We start from the raw sequence: 22,098 nt of genomic DNA, 5'->3' as shown, positions 1-22,098 counted from the left end.
GGCTCGAAAAAGCGAAGGGGCGGGGTCTAGGCCTCGGGGCCGTCCAAGTCCAGCCTAGCACGGGTGGCGTTCATGACCTCGCCCGCTGTGACGGACCGCAGGGGGCGCACCGTCACCCCAGCCGCATTCAGCACGCCCGCGCTCCAGCTGTTGCACAGACGGCCAATCCAGAAATGTTCGTGGCTGGCATAGAAGCGGGCGTCGTCGCCGGGGCGGCTGGCCGCGATGCGGGCGGCTCCGTCGGTCAGGTCCAGCGAAGCCTCGATGTGGTCCAGCATCCGGGTCAGGGCGCGGGGCGACAGGGTCAGGGTGTTGCGGTTGGCGGCGGCGAAGCGCGTCGTCGGATCGGTCTGGTCCGGATCCAGCATGATGACCGAGCGATTGCCGGGCGCGAAGAAGGCGCGGCCGCCGTCCAGCAACCGACCCTCCATCGGGCTCTGGTCGACATAGAATTTGGCATCGCCCCAGCCGATCAGGATCCAGTCTCCGGGGGCCAGCGACCGCGCGGCCTCGCCCAGCGGACCGGGACGCTGTGTCAGGGCAGCACGCGGCACGGCTAGGTCAGTGTGAAAGCCGTTGTTCAGCAGATGGACCCGGGTGGTCGCCTCGCCCGGCCGCGCTGCCAGCCCTGGATCGCCCGCCGCCGTCCAGGTCCAGAGCGCCGCGACGGTGCCGGCGAGGACGGCCAGAAGCGTTCGGGCCAGGACGCCCCCGGTGCGGCTGGACCTGCGCCTTTGGCTCATTGCGCCTTCAAGGCCCAGACGGCGCACGGCTCGCCCAAGGACGACGCTTCGGTGCCTTGCGAGAGCAGCATCAGATCGATCGTTTGCTGGCGGTGCAGCAGGGCCAGGGTCGTGGGCGCTGCACCTGCACATAACGCTGAGGGCGCGACGGTGCTCGCCTGGTCGGTCGGTATGACTTCACGCAGTTCGATCTGGGCATCGGCTCGCGCCTTCAGCCGCTCGGCAAAGGTCCGGCCGGGCGCGAAGATGTCGGACCCGGCGGCGATGCGCAGGGGGCGGGTGGTCAGCGTCTGGTCGTTCAGGGTGACGCGCGAACCCTCGAAGGCGGCGACCATCGGCGACTCGACGTCGATCGACACGAACCTCCCGGTCAGGATGACGTCCACGGGATCGGCGGCCACGGGCGGGGTCGGATCCATCGCCTCGCGTACATCGGATGTCCGCACATTCAGCCAGTCGCTTGCCTGCTGCATCGTCGGCGCGGCTCCGTCGCGCACCGCATGCCAGGCCTGAACCGCCTGCCTCTGCTCGATGGCCAGCAGGAACAGCACCAGACACACCACCGCCAGCACCGCATTCAGCGGCATCAGCCAGCGGGCCGAGGAGCTCTGCGACGGATAATGGGCGGCGGTCATCGACCACAGTTTAGCGAGGCGAGACGGGCTTGCGAAGACTCAGCTTTTCAGCCGCCAGCCGGACTTGAAGACCCGCCAGCAGGCATAGGAACCAAGGATGGTCAGGGCCGCGCTGGTCGCCACGCCGACCCAGACATTGCCCTCGGCATGGCCGATGAAGCCGAAGCGGAAGCCATCGATCATGTAGAAGATCGGGTTGAAATGGCTGATGGTCGCAAACGGCTCGGGCAGGTTGCCGACCAGGTAGAAGGTGCCGGACAGGAAGGTCATCGGCATGATCAGGAAGTTCTGCACCGCCGCCAGCTGATCGAACTTCTCGGCCCACAGGCCGGCGAAGACGCCCAGCATCCCCATCATCAAGGACGCCGTCAGGCTGAACCACAGGATGGCCGCGACATTGGCCAGGCCCAGTCGCGCGAACGGCATGACGCAGACGGCGGTCACCGCTCCGACCACGATGCCGCGCGTCGCCGCCCCCATGGAGAAGCCGATCGTCAGCTCCAGCGGGCTGAGCGGCGGGGTCAAAAAGTCGGTCGCCGTACCCATGATCTTGGCCTGGATCAGGCTGGAGGAGGCATTGGCGAAGGCATTGTTCAGGATCGCCATCATGATCAGGCCGGGGGCGACGAACTCGGCGAACGGCGTGCCGTCGATGGGTGGGCGGGAATCTCTCAGAGCGACGACGAAGACCAGCATGTAGAGAAGCGTGGTCACCACCGGCGCGGCGACCGTCTGGGCCCCGACCTTCCAGAACCGGCGCACCTCGCGCAGGTACAGGGTCTTGACCCCCACCCAATTGACCCCGTCGTAGCGACGCGGTTGCGGCAAACCTGAGGGACGGGTCGAGCTGAGATCGGTCATCCCCGCCAGATCGCGGTTCGACGGCCCTTGCGCAACCCCCTGACATGCCCGCAACCTGCGTTTTTGCCCGTGGGATCACCGTCATGACACTGCGCCGCCTGCTTCTCGCCTCGTCCGTGGCGCTCGCGCTTTCGAGCGGGACCGCCGTGGCCCAGGACGCGGTTCCGGTCGCCAGCGTCGAGGCAGCGGTGCAGGCGGTCAATCCTCGTGTCATCGCCTGGCGCCGCGACTTCCATGCCAACCCCGAACTGGGCTTTGCCGAGACGCGCACGGCGGCGGTGGTGGCCGAGCATCTGCGGGGGCTGGGGCTGGAGGTCCGCACGGAGGTCGGACGCACGGGCGTGGTCGGCATCCTGCGTGGAGGCCGGCCCGGCAAGACGGTGGCCTTGCGGGCCGACATGGACGCCCTGCCGGTACAAGAGGCGACGGGTCTGCCCTTCGCCTCGACCGCGACCGGGACCTATATGGGCAATACCGTGCCGGTGGCCCATGCCTGTGGCCATGACGCCCATGTGGCCATGCTGATGGGGGCCGCCGAGGTCCTGGCCGGGATGAAGGATCAGATCGCCGGGACGGTCGTCTTCATCTTTCAGCCCGCAGAGGAAGGCGCCCCTCCGGGAGAGCCCAAGGGCGGGGCGGCCCTGATGATCGAGGAGGGGGCGCTGAGGGACCCGCGTCCCGACGCCATCTTCGGCCTGCATGTCGTGCCGGGGCGACCGGGGACCATCTTCTATCGCCCGCGCGGTTTCATGGCGGCGTCGGACCGGGTGGACATCGTCCTGAACGGCCGCCAGACGCACGGGGCCTGGCCGTGGAAGGGCGTCGATGTCATCGCCGTGACCGGGCAGGTGATCGAGACGATCAACACCCTGACCGCCCGCACCATCGATCCGACCACGACGCCGACGGTCTTTACCATTGCCACGATCGATGCGGGGGTCCGCTACAACATCATTCCGGACCGGGCCGTGCTGTCGGGGACGCTTCGCACCTTCGACATCGCCCAGCGGGATGATCTGGTCCGTCGCACCGAAGCTGCGATCGGTCACGTGGCCGAGGCCTACGGAGCCACTGCGGAATTCTCCGTGCGCCAGAACGCGGCCCTGGTCTTCAACAACGAGGAGCTGTCCGCCTGGCTGGCCCCCGTGCTGGAAGAGGCGGCAGGGCCCGGCAACGTCAATACGGCCAGCCCGGAGACCACCGTGGCCGAGGATTTCAGCTATCTGTCGCAGGAAGTTCCGGGTGTCTTCTACCACCTGGGCGGCAGTGCCGAGGGCGTCGATCCGGCGACCTCACCGCCGAACCACTCGCCCAGCTTCGATGTCAACGAGGCCGTGCTGCCGGTCGGGGTGCGAGCTCATGTCCTGACGGCGTTGCGGTTCCTGGAGCGTTCGTGAAACATTGTTCGCGGAAACCATGATCGTCAACGGGTCGGAAACCGATCGAGCGCAGTCTTCCGCACCGTCCAGGATCGGACGGTTCAGGAGGCGTGGATGCGCCAGTTGCCAGTCAATCTGCCACCGATGCCGCGGCATCGTCGTGGCGGCCCCGTGCGCGAGGGGCTCTTTTTCTGCATTTCGTTCGCTGCGGTCTTCGGCGCGGCCCTGTTGGTGCTGAACTGGCTGGGCTAGGCCAGTCGCGTCATCACCACCTCGATCACCCGCTCATAGACGCCGGTCAGGGCCTCCAGCTCGGCGACCGGCACCCGCTCGTCGACCTGATGCATGGTCTGGCCAACCAGACCCAGTTCCAGCACGGGGCACATCGCCCGAATGAAGCGGGCGTCGGAGGTGCCGCCGGTGGTCGAGGCAACGGGGCGGCGACCGGTCTCGGCCTCCACCGCCTCCTGCACCGCCGTCACGAAATCGCCGGCGGGGGTCAGGAAGGCATTGCCCGAGCACAGATGCTCCAGCTCGATCCGCAGGCCGCTGTCCGCCTGCGCCTCGCCCGCCACGCTGTTCAGCCAGGCGATCAGATCGTCGCCCGAATGGGTCGGGTTAAAGCGGATGTTCAGCCGCGCCTTTGCCTCTGACGGAATGATGTTGGTGGCCGAATTGCCGATGTCGATGGTGGTGATTTCCAGGTTCGAGGGCTGGAACGCCTCATAGCCCTGATCCAGTTCGTGATCGGCCAGCCGGGCCAGCAGCCGGGCCAGCACCGGCGCGGGATTGGCCGCCCGGTCCGGATAGGCGACGTGGCCCTGTTTGCCGTGGACCGTGATCCAAGTGTTCAGCGAGCCGCGCCGCCCGACCTTGACCATGTCGCCCAGGGCCTGCTGCGAGGACGGCTCTCCGACCACGCAGGCGTCGATGACTTCGCCCTCGGCCATCAGCGCCTCCACCACCCGCTTGGTGCCGTGCAGGGCCGGGCCTTCCTCGTCGCCGGTGATCAGAAAGGACAGCGATCCCGCTGGATCTCCTGCCGCCAGCACGCGCGATACGGCCGCCGTCCAGGCCGCGATGCCGCCCTTCATGTCCACCGCCCCGCGCCCGTACAGGACCCCGTCCTTCACCTCGGCGGCGAAGGGATCGGACGACCAGGCCTCGATGCGCCCCGTCGGGACCACATCGGTATGTCCGGCGAAACACAGATTGGGCGAGGCGGTGCCGCGCCGGGCGTACAGGTTCTCGATCCGCGCATCGGACCCGACGCCCGACGGCCCCTCGAACACCATGCGGCGGCAGGTGAAGCCGAGACCCGTCAGCGCCCGCTCCAGCACATCCATCGCCCCCTCGTCGGCGGGCGTGACCGAGGGGATGCGGATCAGGTCCCGCGTCAGTTCGACAGGATCGATTACGGGATGTGATGTAGCGCTCATGGAGCCAAGCTTTACGCAAAGCCCCGACCCGCGCAAAGAGCGTCATCATGCCCAAGATCGACATCGATGCCGCACCCACCGGCCACGGCACCGGCTATCCCGAAGCGTTCGCCGCGCCTTGCAAGCCGCGCCGCCGCTGGCGGCTGGGCGACGCCGTCGGGCTGGATCAGTTCGGGGTCAATCTGCTGCGGCTGCCGGATGGGGCCTGGTCCAGCCAGCGACACTGGCACGAGGGCGAGGACGAGTTCGTCTGGGTCGTCTCCGGCGAGGTCGTGTTGATCGAGGATGAGGGCGAAACCGTTCTGCGCGCCGGCGACTGTGCCGGCTTCAAGGCGGGCGTGCCCAACGGTCACAAGATCGAGAACCGGTCAGGCGCAGAGGCCGTTCTGCTGGAGGTCGGCACCCGCGTGCCGGGCGGCGACAACGGCGACTATCCAGACATCGACATGGTGTTCCGGCAGGATGTGTTTCTGCGCCGCGACGGCACCCCCTTTCCGAAAGTCGATCGCCGCACGTGACCGAGACCATCGAGACCACTGAACCCGTTCAACCGCCGTCGCCCCCCGGCGAACCGTCCAGCCCCTGGGCCATCCGCGACTTCCGCCTGCTTTGGCTGGGGCGGGTGGCGGCGGTGCTGGGGATACAGATCCAGTCCTCGGCCCTGTTGTGGCAGGTCTATGAGATCGCGCGGCGGGATCATCCGATCGCCGAAGCCAGCCTGTATCTTGGGTTGGTGGGGCTGTGTCAGTTCCTGCCGCTGCTGGCCTTCACCCTGCCCGCCGGGGCGATGGCAGATCGGCGCGACCGCAAGCACACGGTGACCATTTCGGTCTTCGTGGAGTCCCTGTGCGCCCTTGGGTTTCTGCTGATGGCGCTGCACGGCAATCCCCCCCTATGGGGCCTGCTGGCCGTCGCGGCGGTGTTCGGGGCGGCGCGGGCGTTCCTGGCTCCGGCCAGCCAGGCCTTCCTGTCGATGGTGGTGGGGCGCAAGGCCCTGCCGCCCGCCATCGCGGCCCAGTCCATCGCCTTCCAGACCGGGGCCATCGCCGGCCCGGCCCTGGGCGGTGTCATCGTCGGGTTCAGCGTGCCGTGGGCTTACGGCGTGGCCATGGGTCTTTTCTTTCTGGCCATCGGCTCGATCCTGCTGATCCGTACCAGCGGGCGGCCGATCTTCACCGACACGGGCGTGTCGCCCCTGGCCCTGGTCAAGGAAGGGCTGGACTATGTGTGGAAGACCAAGATCGTGCTTGGGGCCATATCGCTGGACCTGATCGTGGTGCTGCTGGCGGGGGTGGCCCTGCTGACGCCGATCTTCGCGCGCGACATCCTGCATGTGGGGCCGGAAGGGTTCGGCCTGCTGAGGGCGTCGTTCGGGGTCGGGGCCCTGCTGGTGGCGCTGTATCTCAGCCGGTTTCCGATCGTGCGGCACGGCGGGCTGTGGATGTTCGCGTCCGTGGCCGTATTCGGGCTCAGCACCCTGACGTTCGGCCTGTCGCACTTTGTCTGGCTCAGTGCGCTCGCTTTATTCATCGGCGGCGGGGCGGACATGATCAGCGTCAATATTCGTCAGACCCTGATCCAGCTGGCCACGCCCGATCACATGCGCGGGCGGGTGTCTTCGGTCTCCATGCTGTTCATCGGTGCCTCCAACGAACTGGGCGAGGCCTATAGCGGCGTCGCCGTGCGCTTCCTAGGGCCGGTGGGGGCGGCGGTATTCGGAGGGTTCGGTGCGCTGGCGGCGACGGGGATATGGGCCAAGGTGTTCCCGAGCCTGAGGAAGGCGGATCGGCTCTCCTGATCTTCCCGCTCAAGAGCAGCAGGGGTCGCGACCCTATTGCTCGCTCCACTGACGCCATGCGGCATGCTGCGCGTCGCTTATGCATGCTCTCGGTTCAGGCCGGTCAAAGCGGCGAACCTTACGCTTCAGCGGCCTGTCTACGCCGGTAATCGCCTTAACCGCACCGCGCGCAAGATAGTGATCAATCATGCGCCTGGTCGTATCACCGATCATGGCATTCCAGGCTTCGGTCCAAGCTAGAAACAGCACCTCATCGGGTGCCTCTGACAGCACCTCGGCAACGTTTTGTTCGCCGTAAGCTTCAAGATTCCACACCATCGTTTCACGGGGAGCGGTGATGGCGTTTTTCATGCTCTCCTCACCAAACCCTGAAATGCTTGCTCAGCTTTAGGCCCTGGCTCTGATAGTGGCTGCCGCCTTCGCCATACAGGCGGGTGGGGCGTTCCGTCAGGGGTTCATAGACCAGGCGGGCGACGATCTGGCCGTGTTCCAGCAGGAACGGCGTGTCATGTGTGCGAACCTCCAGCACGCCCTTGGACCCCGCCCCATGCGCCTCGTCCGTGCCGAAGCCCGGGTCGAAGAAGCCGGCATAGTGGACGCGGAACTCGCCCACCGACGGATCGATGGGGGTCATCTCCGCGGCCTGATCGACCGGAATCTCCACGTCGTCGGATGAGGCCAGAATGTAGAACTCGCCCGGGTCCAGCAGCAGCTCGCCGCGCCGCAGGGTCAGCGGCTCCCAGAAGTCGCGCGGGTCGTGGCCGTCGATGTGGTCCATGTTGACGACACCCGCATGGCGGCGGCCGCGATAGCCGACGATGCCGTTGTCCCCGGCCCGGAGGTCGACCCCGACGCTGCGGGTCTCCAGCTTGGGCGGCTCGCCCGCTTTCAGCCGCAGCTGGTTCAGACGGGTGCCGGGCTTCACCAGGATGGAAAAGGTCTGGGGCGCGATCTCCATATACAGCGGACCGTCATAGCCCTCGGCGACATCGTCGAACGAGGCCCCCTGATCGGTCAGCAGGCGCACGAAGACGTCGACCCGCCCGGTCGAGCTCTTGGGGTTGGCGCGCGCGATCAGGCCCTTGGGCAGGCTCAGCCGCTCCTGCAGCCGGGCGATGTAGACGCAGCCCTTTTCCAGCACATAGCCGCCCGACAGGTCGATGGGGTGCATGGAGACGTCCGCGATGCGGTCCAGCACCTTGCGCTGGCCGGGCAGGAAGCTGGCCCGCACCCGCCAGGCCTCATTGGACAGGCGCAGGTCCAGGCTGGCCGGCTGGACCTGATCGGCGTCGAAGGGGGTGTCGGACGCGATCGCGCCGGTGGCGATCAGGGTCTCGATGGACTGGCAGGGCAGGATGCCCGCAACGGAAAGGTCGATGGACTGCATGGGAGCCGACTTACACGAATTCGCGCCGTGTCTCCCCTCTGACGCTTGACGTTTTGCCGCTGCGGCGGACGATAGGGTGATGCATGACACCCCCGCCTATGAAGCCGAGACCGACGGCATCGTCGTCCGCGTCCGCCCCAGCTTTCTGTCGGGCCAGTCGAACCCGGATGCCGGGCGCTGGGTCTGGGCCTATCAGGTGGAAATCGTGAACCTCACGGGGGTGTCGGTACAGCTGATGGCCCGCCACTGGATCATCACCGACGCGCGCGGCCAGGTCGAGGACGTGCGCGGTCCCGGCGTGGTCGGCGAGCAGCCGGTGATCGCGCCGGGCGGCAGCTACACCTACGCCTCCGGCTGTCCCCTGACGACGCCGTCGGGCTCCATGGTCGGCAGCTATGCGATGACGGATAGCGAGGGGCGCAGTTTCGATGCCGCCATCCCGGCGTTTAGCCTAGACGTGCCGGGGCAAAGGCGGGTTTTGAACTAGGGGAGTGGCTAGAGCCGGTCTGGGTGGCCCGACCACGAACACCGTGGGGCCTCAAGCAGCAAGCGACCGCGTCGCGAGCGGTAGGCCCCAAAAGAATGGTGAGGGGCTGCGTCAACCCGGATAACCGCAGCCCCGCCCCAGTCACTCGACGGCGCATGCGGATGCATCGCCGAGGCGGAGGTCGGCTCTCTAGGAGCCATTCGTGACATTTCTTTGGGCGCTATCAGCTGTCGCCTGCTTGAGCGCGAGAAATGCTAGGGAGTGAAAGCTCGCGCGACCGCGCTCAAGCAGCGAGGCTCCGCGAGCCGAGCGTTAGCGCCCTTAGATGTAACGCCGCAGGCTGCGAGCCAGATCGTTGGAGCCGCCTTTGCGGACCTGGGGTTGGTAGGCGACGCGGGCGTGCTCGACGCAGTAGACGCCTTCGGAGGCGCGGCGGCCGCAGAAGGTAAACTCCGACGATGACGGGTCGCCGATCGGCCATTTGCACATGTGCGCGCCCAGGGTCATCACCGTGGCGGTACCGGGCAGGTCGGGCATGGGCGCGGGCACCGAAGGCGCGGCCGGACGCGGCTGAACCGCCTCGATGCGGCGCGGGGCCGAGGGGGCCTGGGTCGCCTGAGGGGCCGGACGTGGACGGGCGGTGCGGAAGGTGGCGCGTGCGGGCTGCGACGGCGCGGCGCGGCCCGACAGGCCCAGGCGGTGCACCTTGCCGATGACGGCATTGCGGGTGACGCCGCCACCCAGCTGTTTGGCGATCTGGCTGGCCGACTGACCCTCCAGCCACAGCTTCGTCAGCGCGCCGACGCGATCTTCTGTCCAGCCTGCGGTCATCATGCCCTCCGGGGTACGGATTCAATATATGGGGTCCAGACATCCCTCCGAAGGTCTCGACCTACCACCAATCGTAAACGAGCGCTTAATCCACGCAAGATGTGCGATTCGGTCCGTCCACAGGAACTACATCTGGTATGGTTAATCCTCGGGCCTGATCGGTGAGGAGGAATCGCTTCGCGATTCCGCGGATGCCGTGAATCAGGCTCCAGAATTATGCTGCAGCGAAATCTGAGCCGAGTTGGACTGCGTCCAGTTCAACCGCTTCACTCTAGGCGCGTTGAAACGCCGCCCTTGCGTCGAGCGTACGGAACGGCGATCTGGCGGACATGGCTCTGAAGACCGCAAAAACCCGCTGGCGCGACGTCGTCCTGGTCTGTCGCAAATGCCAGAAGAAGCTGGACGGCGGCTTCGGCCCGGACGGCGACAAGACGCTGAAGAAGGCCCTGCGCAAATATCTGAAGGCGGGCAAGGGACGTAAGGCCGAGCTGGCCGTGGTCAGTACCGACTGTTTCGACGTCTGCCCGAAGAATGCGGTGGTGGCCGTCAATGCCGCCAATCCCAAGGCCCTGCTGATCGTGCCGGCCGGAGCAGATCTGTTTGAGGTCAAGGCGCGACTGGGGCTGGAAGACGACCGACGGCTGAAGGCCTTTCCGCCCCTGTGATGGGGTGACCTGTCGCGGCGGCGGGTCTAGGACTGCGTTGTGAACCTCCGCTCGCCCGCCTTTGCCATCTTGTTCTGCGTCAGCCTGATCGCGGCTGCGGGGAACATGGCCCTGCAGTCGGTGCTGCCCAATATCGGCCGCGCGTTCGAACTGAGCGATACGCTCGTGGCCGGTGCTTTTGCTATTTCAGCTCTGATGTGGACCGTCGCCTCGCCTTTCTGGGCGCGACTGTCGGATCGGCTGGGGCGCAAGAAGGTCATGATGATCGGGCTCACCGGCTTCGTGCTGTCGATGACCGGCTTCGGCCTGGCGACGACGGCGGGGCTGGAGCGGTGGCTGGGCGTGGGCCTGGCCTTCATCCTTATGGCCGTGGCGCGCACCGTTTATGGCGTGTTCGGCTCGGCGGCCCCGATTGCGTCCCAGGCCTATGTCGCCGACCGGACCACGCCGGAACAGCGGACGCAGGCCATGTCCCTGCTGGCCTCGGCCCAGGGGCTGGGCACCGTGATTGGTCCGACCCTTGCCCCGCTGTTCGTCCTGCCGCTGATCGGTCTGGCCGGGCCCATGTATGGGTTTGCAGCCATGGGACTGATCGCCCTGATCGTGGTCTGGCGTCGCCTGCCCAGCGGCGATGTGGCGCGGACGCCCTCGCCCAGTGGACGGCGCGATACCACCGGCAAAGGTCTCTGGAAGGACCCGCGCGTCCGGGACTATTTGCTGTACGGCCTGATGATCACCGGGGCGCAGGCGGTCAATATTTCGGTGCTAGGCTTCCACATCATCGACGAACTGGCCGCGACCGGAACGGCCGCCAGCCAGAGCCAGCCCTTCATCGCCCTGGCCATGTTCGCGGGCGCAGCGGCGACCCTGCTGGCCCAGTGGGGGCTGATACCCCTGCTGAAGCTGCAGCCGCGCGATCTGATGCGCTGGGGTGCGGGACTGGCGCTGGTCGGCAATGTGCTCAGCATCGCCTCGCCCGGCTACTATGGCGTGGTCATGGGCTATGCGGTGGTGTCGATGGGCGTCGGTTTCGCCCGGCCCGGCTTTACCGCCGGTTCGTCCCTGTCGGTCGGCCCACACGAGCAGGGTGCGGTGGCCGGGCTGATGATGTCGCTGGCCGGTCTCAGCTTCCTGGCCCCACCCGTGATCGGCGTGGCCCTCTACGAACTCAGCGAACCGGCACCCTTCATCGCCAACGCACTGATGCTGGCCGTCGCGACGATCATGTGCTTCGTCAGCGTGCGACTGAAGACGGGGCCAGAAGACCTGCCGGGCCGCGACGAGACCCCCTCGCCGGAAACGCCCCCGGCGTCGCAGCCCGGCCCCGAAGGCAATCGCTGACTTTAACTTGCCCGGAAGTCATGCCAGATCAGCGGCATGACCACGATCGCACGTATCGAAAAACGCTTCGGCATTCAGGCTCCCGTCGAGAACATCTGGGCCGTCATCGAGGAACTGGATGGCTGGGATCGCTGGAATCCCGTCGAGACGGGTCTCAGCGGAACTATTGCCTTCGGTGGCGATATTCGTCTGACCGAAACCATACCGGGTCTTGCACCGCGTGCGGCCGAGGCCCGCGTCAGCGACTGGCAACCTAACTCCCAGCTGGTCTGGACCGAAAAGCGGGGTCTGTGGTTTCAGTCGATGCGATACTTCGAGATCGAGGAACTGGAGCCAGGCAGCAGCATCGTCTCCAACGGTTACATCTTCACCGGCCTGCGCGGCGAAATGTATTTCGAAAAGCACAAGAAGACTTTGCGCACGGCTGTCGAGACGGTCGCCGAAGCCTGGCGTTCGGCTGTCCAGGGCTGAAGCGAGGCCAGTCCTTACTTCGCCATCGTATCCTGGATGCTGATGATCGCCGGAGTCAGGATGACGATGAAAAGCACCGGCAGGAAGAACAGGATCATCGGCACTGTCAGCTTGGCCGGAAGGGCGGCAGCCTTCTTCTCGGCGGCGGACAGACGCAGATCACGGTTTTCCTTGGCCATGACGCGAAGAGCCGTCGACAACGGTGTGCCATAGGTCTCCGCCTGGGTCATGGCTGTGGCCACCGACTTCACGCCTGGATGATTGGTCCGCCTGGCCAGGCCTTCATATGCCATCCGTCGGTCCGGCAGATAGCTGAGTTCGGCCGACAGCAGGGTCAGTTCTTCGGCCAGGTCGATGGACGACGAACCGATCTCCTGGCTGACCTTGGTGATGGCCGCCTCGATCGACATACCGGCCTCGACGCAGATCAGCAGCAGGTCGAGTGCATCGGGAAACGCCTGCATGATGGAGACGCGGCGCTTTGAGATGCGGTTCTGAAGATAGAGATTGGGTGCATAGAAGCCGATAGCAGCGGCAAAAATGACGATGCCCAGGCGGATCGTGACCGGCTGGCCGAAGTCGTTCAGCACAAAGACGTACAGGGCCGCGACGGTCATCAGGACGAAAGGCATCGAGAAGCGGAAGAAGTAGAAGGTCGTCAGAGGCTTGGGGCCACGGAAGCCTGCCTGCGCCATCTGGTCGGCGACTTTGGGATCCTCCAGCATCTTTGACAGGTTCAGCTTCTCGACGACCGTCTTCTTGAAGCCGTCGTCGGTATGGCGCAGGGCACCCGGAGCATTCTGGCTGGCGATTGCCTGGCGCGAGCGGCGCTTCAGCTCATCCCGGCGTATGGCGACGGCTTTCATCCGTCCCTCCAGCTTGGCCCCGCCGCCCATGGCCGAGAGCAGCGTCATCACGGTGGCGAAGACCAGCACGCCCACGCCGATGCTCAGCAGGTTCTGGATATTGGTGAAGAAGGCGATGATGTCGCTCATGTCCGGGCCCTTAGAACTTGAACGAGATCATTTTCTTCATGACGAACACCCCGAGGGTCATCATGAGAACCGCGATCAGCAGCATGAACTGACCGCGCGTTTCGGTGAACATCTTGGACATGTAATCCGGGGTCGTCAGGCTGACCAGGATCATGACCGCTGGCGGCAGCGAGCCGATGATACCGGCCGAGGCCGTGGCTTCGGACGACAGGGCCTTGATTTTCTCGCCCATCATCCGTCGTGCGCGAAGCACCACGGACAGGTTGTTCAAGGCCTCGGCCAGATTGCCACCGGTTTTCTGCTGGATGGCGATGACGATGGTGAAGAATTTCAGCTCCGGCGTCGGCATGCGCTCGTACATCTTGTCCAGAGCCTGACTGAGCGTCAGACCAACGCCCAGACCCTCGACCAGGGTCTGAAACTCCGGGCCCAGCGGGAGCGGGGCTTCCTTGGCGATGATCTTGAAGCAGTCGTGGACCGGCAGGCCGGATTTGATGCCGCGCACAATGACGTCGACGGCATCGGCAAAAGCCGCAGAGAACTTCGCCCGCCGGCGCTTGCCCAGGAAGCCGACGATCCAGCGCGGCAGGCCCAATCCCATGACGAAGCCGATGCCCAGTGCGATGAAGATGTTCAGTCCGAAGATCAGAGGCGGCAGGACGAAGAACACACCTGTGACGCCGCTCAAAATCCAGAACAGGCTGACAGGCATCTTCAGTCCGGCTTGCTTGAGCTTGGCAGCGATGGTCACGCGTGCCTTTCGTTCGCGTCGCTCTGATTCCTGCAGCTGCAGCATGATCTGCTTGCGGCGTGCCTCGGGTGTGTTGGCTGCGGCTGCCTTTCGTACGGCCGCGTTTCCGCTGGCGGTGCCGGTAAAGGTCTGCGCGCGTTTCAGGGCCTGTTCGCTGGAATCTCCGCCCCCGACGAAGACCCAGCCCAAACCCCCGATGGTGATGAAGGCCAAAACGGCGGCAAGTATGGGCAACATCCGCGTCTACTCCGCCGCGTCCAGGGCCTCGGCCAGTTCACGCTCCAGGCCATAATAGCGGGCACGGTCCCAGAAGCGGGGTCGGGCGATGCCGGTCGAGCGGTGGCGGCCGACGATCTTGCCGTTCTCGTCCTCGCCGGTGATTTCGTAGACGAACAGGTCCTGGGTCACGATGACATCGCCTTCCAGACCGACCACCTCTGTGATGTGGGTGATCCGGCGCGATCCGTCGCGCAGGCGGGCGGCCTGAACGATGACATCGACCGAGCCGACGATCATCTCGCGAATGGTCTTGGACGGCAGGCCGTAGCCGCCCATGGTGATCATGGATTCCATTCGGCTGATGGCCTCGCGCGGGCTGTTGGCGTGCAGCGTGCCCATGGAGCCGTCGTGGCCGGTGTTCATGGCCTGCAGCAGGTCGAAGGCTTCCGGTCCGCGGACCTCGCCGACGATGATCCGCTCGGGACGCATGCGCAGGCAGTTCTTGACCAGATCGCGCATGGTGATCGTGCCCTGACCTTCGAGGTTGGGCGGGCGGGTTTCCAGACGGACGACGTGCGGCTGTTGCAGCTGCAGTTCGGCGGCGTCCTCGCAGGTGATGACACGCTCGGTCGGGTCGATGAACGCCGTCAGCGTATTCAGCAGGGTGGTTTTGCCCGAGCCGGTACCGCCCGAGATGACCAGATTGCATCGCGACGCGCCGATGACGCCCAGAACGCGCGCGCCCTCGGGACTGATGGAGGCGAACTCCACCAGGTTCTTCATCGTCAGCTTGTCTTTCTTGAACTTCCGGATCGTCAGGGTCGGGCCGTCGATCGCCAGCGGCGGCGCGATGACGTTGACGCGCGAACCGTCGGCCAGACGGGCGTCGCAGATGGGCGAGCTTTCATCGACGCGGCGGCCGACCTGCGACACGATCCGCTGGCAGATGTTCATCAGCTGTGCGTTGTCGCGGAAGCGGATATTGGTCAGCTGGACCTTGCCGTTGACCTCGATGAAGACCCGGCCCGCACCATTGACCATGATGTCGGCGATGTCGTCGCGCGCCAGAAGCGGCTCCAGCGGACCATAGCCCAGCACATCGTTGACGATGTCCTGGACCAGGTGTTCCTGCTCGGCCACCGACATGGAGACGTTCTTGATCGCCACCAGTTCGGCGACGATGTCGCGGATTTCCTCCGCTGCCGCCTTGGTCTCCAGACCAGCCAGCTGGGCCAGGTCAATGGTGTTCATCAGGGCGTTGAAGATGGTCGTCTTGGTGGCGTGATAATAGTCGGACTGCTCGCGCACGATCTCGGCGACGGCACCGGCCTTCTTCAGCTGCTCGAAGCCCGGGGTGGACTTCGGACCCGGTCCATCCTTGGGCTTGGCCTCTACCTCGCGCGGGCGATTGGCGAGGGCATCAAGGCGATCGGCGGCCTCGGAGGCAGGCTTGGCGGTGTAGCTGTCCTTTTTGCGCTGCTGAACTTCAGCGGCGGCGATGGATTCGGCGCTGCCGAATGCAAAGGCCTGCGGCTGAACTGCCGGAGCCTCGTCCAGCATCAGATCGTCGTTGCCGCCCAATACCGGCTTCGGCATGGCCGCTGCAGTGGGCGCGGCCGATGGCGAACGCGCTGCGGGTGGGGGGCTGCCGGGCTGACCTGTGCGTTTGCCGAACACGGATCAGGACTTCTTCTTGAACAGGCCGGCGAACAGCGACTTGCTGGCGGGCTTGGAACCAGCGGGTGCGGGCAGGGCCCGCATCTTCGAGGGCTGGGCCTGCGGCAATTCGCGTTGCGAGACGATCTGGGCCAGGGTCTGGAAGGCTTCGGCGGCCTTGGACTTGGCCCCGGCATCGACGATCATCTGACCGTTGTTGGCGGCGGTGCCGAAGGTCTTCGGATCGAATGGTATGATCAGGCTGGGGTGAACGCCCAGGGCCGCGCCGAACTCCTTGGCGGGTATTTCGGGACGTCCCGGCACACCCACCTGGTTCAGGACCAGGCGCGGCGGCGCATCATTGGGGCGACCCTGACGGATCAGATCCATCATGTTCTTGGCATTGCGCAGGCTGGCCAGGTCGGGCGTGGCCACGACCACGACCTCGTCGGCCGTAATCAGCGTCCGGCGCATCCATCCGGACCACAGGTGCGGAAGGTCCAGGATGACGAAGGGGGCGGTCGAGCGAATCTGGCTGGTCACCTCTTCGAACGCATCGGCCGAGATGTCCCAGTCGGTGTCCAGCGTCGCTGGCGCTGCGAACAGGCTCAGCTTGTCGGTGCAGCGCACCATCATCCGGTCCAGCAGGGTGGCATCCAGCCGGTCAGGCTGGGTCAGGGCGTCGGCGACGCCACTCAGCGGGTCCTGGTTGAAATCCAGGCCGGCAGTGCCGAAGGGCAGGTCGTAGTCGACGATGACCGTATTGGCCCCGATCTTCTCGCTGAGGGCATAGGCGGTGTTGTGCGCGACAGAGCTGGCACCACATCCGCCTCGGGCGCCGACGAAGGCGATCGAGCGGCCGATGAAGGGCTGGGCCGGATCGGCGAACAGGCCGCCGATGGCGGTGATCAGTTGCAGTGGCTGTAGCGGAGCGACCAGATATTCACTGACCCCGCGCCGCATCAGCTCCCGGAACAGCAGGATGTCATTGGTGGGGCCCACCACGACGACCTTGGTCCCTGCGTCGCAGACCTCGGCCAGTTGATCGACCTCCCACAGCAGACGCTGCGGATCGCTCAGGCATTCGACGACGATCAGGGGCGGGGTCGGCTCGTGCTGATAGGCCTCGACTGCCGCGGGAATGCCGCCGATCCGGATCTGGGTCGTGGCGCGCGACAAACGCCGGTCCTGACCGGCTCGTTCTGCAGCAGCCAATGTGTCCTGGCGCTCGGCGAAGACATGGATGGCGATCCGCGGAACCGAAACCTCGGGCGTATGGGTCATGGCCACAGGCGGCGAGAAGGCCGCTGCCGCGCCGGTCACCATGTCGCCGACGGGGTCAAAGCCGCTGGTTTCTACCTGACGCACCGGCGCAGGGGCGGGGTCAGGCTCGACCGGGAATGTGTCGGGAGCGGGCATGGTGGCGGTGGCCGGAACGCTTCCGGCTGGTGCGGTAAAGCGCAGCGGCTGCCGCTGATCACCATTGATATCGCCCGGTGCCACGACCATGCCATTGGGCGCAGCGGCCGATGGCATCGGTTGGTCATTGCCCATGTCCAGGTCGAAGTCCTCGTCGAAATCTTCAAAGGCGCGGGGGGCGAAGGCGTTGCTCATCTGATCTATTCCACGGCTTCAGCGACGCGACCCCGGACAAGTGTCTCCTGGGGCGCTGCCGTTGTTTGGCCCTGGCGATACCGGGCGAAGACCACTGCCGCGCGACCGCTATCCGCAGGTTGCAGGCTGCGAGGCGTGCGAATGTCCTGCGGGTTGGCGATCTGAGCGGCCATATTGGCGGTGACAGAGCAACCGAACCCCCCCGTCTTGCCGTCGGGTGTCCTGGCTCTCGGGCTTCTTGGCTCTGTAGAACAGTCAGGGATGTACGCCCGAAGGACCTCGAAGCCGGCAAGCACAGGAGCGCGCGCGTCGGGTGCGTGGTAGCCGACAATCTGAATCCGGTCTCCGGGCACGCCCATGGCTTGAATGGCGTCGCGCGTCGCATAGGCCTGGGCCGCAGCGACGGGGTCATTTCCGGAGGGGGCCTCAATCCTCAGTACAGACGCTTGCGAAGCGGCGAAGCGACCGACAAGGCTGCGCAGTGCATCCTGCTGATTGGCCGAGAGACCGTGATCATGCACGGCAAGAGCGATACGGTCCACGTCCGGTTCGACTTGCAGCACATACTGCGACAGGGGGGTGACCGGCATGTCGTTCAGACTTGCTGAACCGGCGCAGCCTGACAGACCCAGCGCAAGTGTGCTGATCAAGAGGATGGGTGTTCTCACGGGGAACCTCATTCGATCACATATCCCACCGGGCCGACCCAGTTGTCGGAGGGGCCGCCCACCGTTGAGTCGGGAGAAAATTGACGTTCCATCTGACCAAGCAGGATGGTCTGGGCGTCGTTGGCAAACTGAAGCCCGTCAGCCGGAGTCTGCATCCGTGAGGGCGACGTCGGCGATACGATGTAGGCCTCGACAATGATCACCAATTCAGTCTCGCCGGAGAGGTAGTCTCTGGAGCGAAACAGCGAGCCCAGGACAGGTAGATTGCCGATACCAGGGAGTTGATCGATCGTTTGGCGAGTGTCTTCCTTGAGCATCCCTGCAATCATCAGAGATCCACCGGACGGCAGCTCCACCGTGTTGGACGTGCGCCGTACACTCAGGGCGGGGATCACAAGGGCGTTGGCTGCGGACCCGCCGAGGGTGAAGGCACCCTGGGTCGAGAGTTCGGATACTTCGGTGGAAAGCTGCAGCGATATCCTTCCTTCCGAGAGTACGATCGGACGGAAGGCCAGACGGACACCGTAGGGCTTGAAGGTAATCTGGATATTGCCGTCGTTGTCACGACCTGTTGGCACGGGGAACTCGCCGCCGGCGAGAAATTCAGCATCCTCTCCATTGACCGAGGTCAGATTGGGCTCTGCCAAGGTGCGTACCAGACCCGCCCGCTCGAAGGCTTGCAGACAGGCGTTCGCATTGGTGCCGAGAACAGTCTGGAAGGCTGAACTGACCAGATTGCTGATGACGTTGCCAGTCGTGCCACCCGACGTTGTTGTGGTTGTTGTGGTCGTCCCGCCTGGGCCCTGGACCTCCACGACTTCGGTAACAGAGTTGCCCGATTGGGTATTGATTGTCTGCCCATTGGAACTCGTGTTGTTCTGGGTGCGTCCCGTCTGCCCATAGCACAGCCCGGACCCGCCTAATGATGACCCGTTCACGCCGTAAGTATTGGATCGGCCCAACCCATAAGATTGGTTGCCGTCATTGATCACGACATTCGTCGAAAGCCCCAGTTGTCGAATGGCGCTGCGCTGAACCTCGACCACACGGGCCTTGACCATGACCTGGTCGGAACCGGCTATGGTCATCATGTTGATGATTTTTTCAGGTGCGGACACGAATGCACGTGCGACCTGGGTGGCTCGATCCGCTTCGCCGGGGCTGCCGACCGGCCCGGTCAGGATGATACTGTCATTGACTGCTTCGGCCTGAACGCGTGAACCCGGCATCATGCGCGCCAGTGTATCCTGAAGCGCCGAAACGCCGGCGTCGACGCGGATCCTCAATGACAGGATCGTTCGCCCCGAGGCGTCCAGCACGACCGCATCGGTCTCGCCGGGTTGCAGTCCGATGATGGTGATGCGGCGCGGCGAATGCAGCATGGCCTCTGCCACGACCGGATTAGGCACAATCACGTCCCGCGCGTCGGCGGGCAGGTCGACTGCCATGGATGAGCCACGCGGCAGATTGATCAGCTGGGCCCCGGCCCCCATCGGCAGGGCCGATCTGGACTGCGCCTGTGCCGATGTCGACGCGGAGGGGAGAATGGCGGCGACCGTCAGGACCGCCAGACAACCGGCGAGGAGGCGCTGTTTCATTGGACGACCACCACTTCGGGCGCGCCGCCGCGATAGATGCGAACGGCGGAAGGTTGCTGTTGACGTGCGGGTGCCGAAGCGCGGCCGGAAGGGCCGCCCGTATCGGCGTAGGAGCGTAGCGAAAGGCTCAGTTCACCTTCGGCCTTTGCCAGGGCGAGAACTTCTGCATCCGTGGGTGCCACTTCCAGGGTTGCGGTGGCACCGACTACGGTCTGGGCATCATCTCCCGCACGAGTCGACTGATCGATAGCGAGAACCTTGATGTTCTGCAGAACTGTAGCTGAGGAGAATTTTGCACGGTCGCCTTCCGTGGCACCGACATTGCCGAAGTTGGTTTCGCGCGTCAGGACCACATCGACCCGGTCGCCGGGCAGGATGAAGCCGCCGGCCGCAGTGTCGACGGCGATGCTGATGGACATGGCGCGCATGCCGGGTTCCAGATAGGCGGCCATATAGCCGCTGTCGCCCGCACGAACGATCTTGCGAGCGATGATGGGCTCGCCCGCGAGGATGGGTTCCCGCACGACGGAGCCGACATAGTCGGCTTTGGCACCACCGGTGGCCAGGTTGGTGGCCGCGCGGGTCACAGTGGCGACTGCTCCCTTCGGCTTGGGCTCTTCGGCCGCCGGGTCTGGTTCGGCGGCAGTGGGAATAGGTACAGAGCCGTCGGTGATGAAGGCCGGGTTGACCTCGTCAACGGCCCATTCCTTCCAGGCCAGATCGGCGTCGGTTAGGCGCTGGCCGGGAGCCAGATCCTTGGCCGCGACGAGAACCTGCGCCATTGGCCGCGTGTCGACAGGGGCTGCAGTGGCGACGGCGGTGGGCTGCCCACCCGACCCCATCGCGCGGACCACCAGGGCCAAGCCGATGGCGGCGACGGCGGCTACAGCTATCACGGCGATTTTTGCAGGCTTCATCACGATCTCCGGCAGGATCGCACCCTCGTCAGGAACTGGTCCTGTGGCGCTCTACCGTTAACAATCATGAGGGCCGGGGGTTAACGCCCCCCTAAACGCGGCGACCGTTGTTCTTCGGAGTATCGCGGTTCGGTCAGCGCGCCAGAAATGCTTGGATCAGCGGGGAAGTCGGATACGCCATCAGGGCTCCAGCAGCGATCGCCACGCCATACGGAATGTCACCCTTCGGTGTCATCAGAGTGCCAAACCAGGCCGGAGCGCCTGCGACCAGTGGCTGGGCGTGTTGGCGTGTCAGAATAAGTGCAAGGCCAAACACGCCCCCTATGACAGCCGTCCACAGTACGAAGGGCCCGGTCCCGGCAAGGCCCATCCAAAGGCAGGTCGCAGCCATCAGTTTGGCATCGCCACCGCCGAATACCCGAAGGGCAAACATCACCATGGCCACGATCAGCGCCGCTATCCCGACCCCGACATGAGACAGGATCGTCATCGGTGAGAGGCCGACAGCAAGCGCTGCTGGAAAGAAACCGATGACCAGCGCAGCAGAGATCCAGTTGGGGATCGTCATGGATGTGATGTCTTTCAGCCCCGCGACGATGGTCAGGGCCGGCATGACGGACAGGGTCAGGAGGATCAAGGTATCCATGTCGGGCACGTTAGAGACCAGCGGTTAAGGTCCGGTTGCTCGTGTGCCCGACGCAGGACAAGAAAAGGGCCGGAGCGTTTCCGCTCCGGCCCCTTCCGATCCATACTAACAGGCTGGATCAGGCGCCGCCGATGGCACCGGCCACTTCGTTGAAGGCCGCGTCGATGTTCTCGCCCAGGAGGGTGACGGCACCGATGATGACGACGGCAATGAGAGCGGCGATCAGGCCGTATTCAATGGCGGTGGCGCCCGACTCGTCGGACACGAACTTGGAAATGAACTTGGTCATGTTTGTTCTCTTTCAAAAAAGGTCTAGCGGACAACTGTGGGAGAGGTCGGTCGCCCGCTTCACCCCCGTAACAATGCCTATAAACACCGACCGAAGTTAAGGTGAGGTAGTGCGTCATGGTTACTTTGAAATTTACCTTTATCAGCTGAATTTTCAGGCGGTTTTGGTCGTGTCTGCTGTATTCGGAATGATGCATCTCGACCTTTAGCGTTTGTTGAGGATTGCGACCGATGATCGGCCAACGCTCACGCGCGCGCCCGTTCATTGGAAGTCGACGCCATGTTTCGCCCACACACTGTCATCGCCAGCGTCTTCAGTCTGGCGGCCATCTGTACGCCGGCCCTGGCAGCTGCCCAGTCAGCGCCTCTCAGCGTAGGCATCGATCAGGCCATGCGCATTCCGCTTCGCGCTGCTGCGGGTTCGGTCATTGTCGGCAATCCGCTGATCGCTGATGTGACGGTGGTGGACTCCAACACGCTGTACATTACGGGCAAGGGCTACGGCATCACCGAAATCGTGGCTGTGGACGCCATAGGTCGTACCGTGTTTCAACGCCAAATCGTTGTCAGCGAGGGTACCGGCACTGGTCGCGTGCGCGTCTGGCGTGGTGGCCAGGCGACTGAGATGGCATGCGGAACCTCGTGCTCTCCAAGCGTGCGTAGTGCGGCTGGCGGGGGCTCGGCGTCCTCGACCCCTTCGCAGTAAGGC

Annotated in this window: 25 protein-coding genes; 9 read left to right on the top strand and 16 right to left on the bottom strand. The window is 65.0% G+C overall.

Translation table 11 applies throughout. The features are described 5' to 3' along the window. Nucleotides 1–26: 26 nt before the first annotated feature. Genes WC585_RS04660 through WC585_RS04650 form a run of 3 tightly spaced genes read right to left on the bottom strand, consistent with a single transcriptional unit; the run spans nt 27 to nt 2,239 of the window. The gene (locus WC585_RS04660) at nt 27–743 is read right to left on the bottom strand and encodes a DUF2459 domain-containing protein (protein ID WP_373256389.1); all 717 of its coding nucleotides are present in this window, start codon (nt 741–743) and stop codon (nt 27–29) included. After that, nucleotides 740–1,378, bottom strand: a complete 639-nt coding sequence (locus tag WC585_RS04655) for a hypothetical protein (protein ID WP_373256387.1) — start codon at nt 1,376–1,378, stop codon at nt 740–742. Before WC585_RS04655 ends, WC585_RS04660 begins: the two co-directional genes overlap by 4 nt. A 39-nt stretch (nt 1,379–1,417) precedes the next feature. Then, nucleotides 1,418–2,239: an ABC transporter permease gene (locus WC585_RS04650; RefSeq protein WP_373256386.1), complete on the bottom strand. Its 822-nt coding sequence runs from the start codon at nt 2,237–2,239 to the stop codon at nt 1,418–1,420. 83 nt (nt 2,240–2,322) lie between these two features. Between WC585_RS04650 and WC585_RS04645 the strand changes: the two genes are divergently transcribed. After that, nucleotides 2,323–3,636, top strand: a complete 1,314-nt coding sequence (locus WC585_RS04645) for an amidohydrolase (protein ID WP_373256385.1) — start codon at nt 2,323–2,325, stop codon at nt 3,634–3,636. A 96-nt stretch (nt 3,637–3,732) separates the two neighbouring features. Continuing rightward, nucleotides 3,733–3,870, top strand: a complete 138-nt coding sequence (locus WC585_RS04640) for a hypothetical protein (protein ID WP_373256384.1) — start codon at nt 3,733–3,735, stop codon at nt 3,868–3,870. Here WC585_RS04640 and dapE read toward each other — a convergent pair. Further along, nucleotides 3,867–5,057: a succinyl-diaminopimelate desuccinylase gene (dapE, locus tag WC585_RS04635; protein WP_373256383.1), complete on the bottom strand. Its 1,191-nt coding sequence runs from the start codon at nt 5,055–5,057 to the stop codon at nt 3,867–3,869. The two genes, WC585_RS04640 and dapE, sit on opposite strands and share 4 nt — an antisense overlap. Before the next feature lie 47 nt (nt 5,058–5,104). On the opposite strand from dapE, the gene WC585_RS04630 reads away from it, so the two are divergent. Together WC585_RS04630 and WC585_RS04625 are read left to right on the top strand one after the other, a co-directional pair. Further along, on the top strand, nt 5,105–5,575 hold the full coding sequence (locus tag WC585_RS04630; protein WP_373256382.1) for a cupin domain-containing protein: 471 nt from the start codon (nt 5,105–5,107) through the stop codon (nt 5,573–5,575). Then, nucleotides 5,572–6,855: an MFS transporter gene (locus WC585_RS04625; protein ID WP_373256381.1), complete on the top strand. Its 1,284-nt coding sequence runs from the start codon at nt 5,572–5,574 to the stop codon at nt 6,853–6,855. Before WC585_RS04630 ends, WC585_RS04625 begins: the two co-directional genes overlap by 4 nt. Nucleotides 6,856–6,888: 33 nt before the next feature. Here the strand turns inward: WC585_RS04625 and WC585_RS04620 are convergent, their stop codons facing one another. After that, nucleotides 6,889–7,206 (bottom strand): hypothetical protein, encoded by a 318-nt coding sequence (locus WC585_RS04620; RefSeq protein WP_373256380.1) that lies wholly within the window; start codon nt 7,204–7,206, stop codon nt 6,889–6,891. Between the two features lie 7 nt (nt 7,207–7,213). Further along, on the bottom strand, nt 7,214–8,242 hold the full coding sequence (locus WC585_RS04615; protein ID WP_373256379.1) for a 2'-deoxycytidine 5'-triphosphate deaminase: 1,029 nt from the start codon (nt 8,240–8,242) through the stop codon (nt 7,214–7,216). A gap of 79 nt (nt 8,243–8,321) precedes the next feature. On the opposite strand from WC585_RS04615, the gene apaG reads away from it, so the two are divergent. Further along, nucleotides 8,322–8,729 carry a Co2+/Mg2+ efflux protein ApaG gene (gene apaG / locus WC585_RS04610; RefSeq protein WP_373256378.1) on the top strand — a complete coding sequence of 136 codons (408 nt, stop codon included), beginning with the start codon at nt 8,322–8,324 and terminating at the stop codon, nt 8,727–8,729. Nucleotides 8,730–9,050: 321 nt separating this feature from the next. On the opposite strand, the gene WC585_RS04605 is transcribed toward apaG, so the two are convergent. Beyond that, on the bottom strand, nt 9,051–9,560 hold the full coding sequence (locus tag WC585_RS04605) for a GcrA family cell cycle regulator (protein WP_373256796.1): 510 nt from the start codon (nt 9,558–9,560) through the stop codon (nt 9,051–9,053). 329 nt (nt 9,561–9,889) lie between these two features. Here WC585_RS04605 and WC585_RS04600 point away from each other — a divergent pair, with 329 nt between their 5' ends. Genes WC585_RS04600 through WC585_RS04590 form a run of 3 tightly spaced genes read left to right on the top strand, consistent with a single transcriptional unit; the run spans nt 9,890 to nt 12,037 of the window. Continuing rightward, nucleotides 9,890–10,225 (top strand): hypothetical protein, encoded by a 336-nt coding sequence (locus tag WC585_RS04600; protein WP_373256377.1) that lies wholly within the window; start codon nt 9,890–9,892, stop codon nt 10,223–10,225. Between the two features lie 39 nt (nt 10,226–10,264). After that, the gene (locus WC585_RS04595; protein WP_373256376.1) at nt 10,265–11,566 is read left to right on the top strand and encodes an MFS transporter; all 1,302 of its coding nucleotides are present in this window, start codon (nt 10,265–10,267) and stop codon (nt 11,564–11,566) included. A 36-nt stretch (nt 11,567–11,602) separates the two neighbouring features. Continuing rightward, complete coding sequence (locus WC585_RS04590; protein WP_373256375.1) at nt 11,603–12,037, top strand: SRPBCC domain-containing protein; 435 nt, start codon at nt 11,603–11,605, stop codon at nt 12,035–12,037. A 14-nt stretch (nt 12,038–12,051) separates the two neighbouring features. On the opposite strand, the gene WC585_RS04585 is transcribed toward WC585_RS04590, so the two are convergent. From WC585_RS04585 to WC585_RS04545, 9 genes are all read right to left on the bottom strand, one after another. Further along, nucleotides 12,052–13,032, bottom strand: a complete 981-nt coding sequence (locus WC585_RS04585) for a type II secretion system F family protein (protein ID WP_373256374.1) — start codon at nt 13,030–13,032, stop codon at nt 12,052–12,054. Between the two features lie 10 nt (nt 13,033–13,042). Next, nucleotides 13,043–14,020 (bottom strand): type II secretion system F family protein, encoded by a 978-nt coding sequence (locus WC585_RS04580; protein WP_373256373.1) that lies wholly within the window; start codon nt 14,018–14,020, stop codon nt 13,043–13,045. Nucleotides 14,021–14,026: 6 nt separating this feature from the next. After that, nucleotides 14,027–15,562, bottom strand: coding sequence for a CpaF family protein (locus WC585_RS04575; protein WP_373256795.1), 1,536 nt, complete (start codon nt 15,560–15,562; stop codon nt 14,027–14,029). A 120-nt stretch (nt 15,563–15,682) separates the two neighbouring features. Continuing rightward, nucleotides 15,683–17,272 (bottom strand): CpaE family protein, encoded by a 1,590-nt coding sequence (locus tag WC585_RS04570; RefSeq protein WP_373256372.1) that lies wholly within the window; start codon nt 17,270–17,272, stop codon nt 15,683–15,685. Nucleotides 17,273–17,277: 5 nt separating this feature from the next. Continuing rightward, nucleotides 17,278–17,940, bottom strand: coding sequence for a CpaD family pilus assembly lipoprotein (locus tag WC585_RS04565; RefSeq protein ID WP_373256371.1), 663 nt, complete (start codon nt 17,938–17,940; stop codon nt 17,278–17,280). Nucleotides 17,941–17,948: 8 nt separating this feature from the next. Next, the gene (locus tag WC585_RS04560) at nt 17,949–19,538 is read right to left on the bottom strand and encodes a type II and III secretion system protein family protein (protein WP_373256370.1); all 1,590 of its coding nucleotides are present in this window, start codon (nt 19,536–19,538) and stop codon (nt 17,949–17,951) included. Beyond that, entirely contained in the window at nt 19,535–20,455 is a 921-nt protein-coding gene (gene cpaB, locus WC585_RS04555) for a Flp pilus assembly protein CpaB (RefSeq protein ID WP_373256369.1), read from the bottom strand. Before cpaB ends, WC585_RS04560 begins: the two co-directional genes overlap by 4 nt. A 133-nt stretch (nt 20,456–20,588) precedes the next feature. Continuing rightward, entirely contained in the window at nt 20,589–21,101 is a 513-nt protein-coding gene (locus WC585_RS04550) for a prepilin peptidase (protein WP_373256368.1), read from the bottom strand. 118 nt (nt 21,102–21,219) lie between these two features. Continuing rightward, nucleotides 21,220–21,390, bottom strand: a complete 171-nt coding sequence (locus tag WC585_RS04545; protein ID WP_373256367.1) for a Flp family type IVb pilin — start codon at nt 21,388–21,390, stop codon at nt 21,220–21,222. A gap of 279 nt (nt 21,391–21,669) precedes the next feature. Between WC585_RS04545 and WC585_RS04540 the strand changes: the two genes are divergently transcribed. Next, entirely contained in the window at nt 21,670–22,095 is a 426-nt protein-coding gene (locus WC585_RS04540) for a pilus assembly protein N-terminal domain-containing protein (RefSeq protein ID WP_373256366.1), read from the top strand. Nucleotides 22,096–22,098 lie beyond the last annotated feature (3 nt).

The sequence above is a fragment of the Brevundimonas sp. genome (assembly GCF_041648055.1).
Lineage (GTDB): Bacteria > Pseudomonadota > Alphaproteobacteria > Caulobacterales > Caulobacteraceae > Brevundimonas.
The sequence above is the reverse complement of the archived record's forward strand: the minus strand, read 5'-3'. Positions and strand labels throughout refer to the sequence as shown.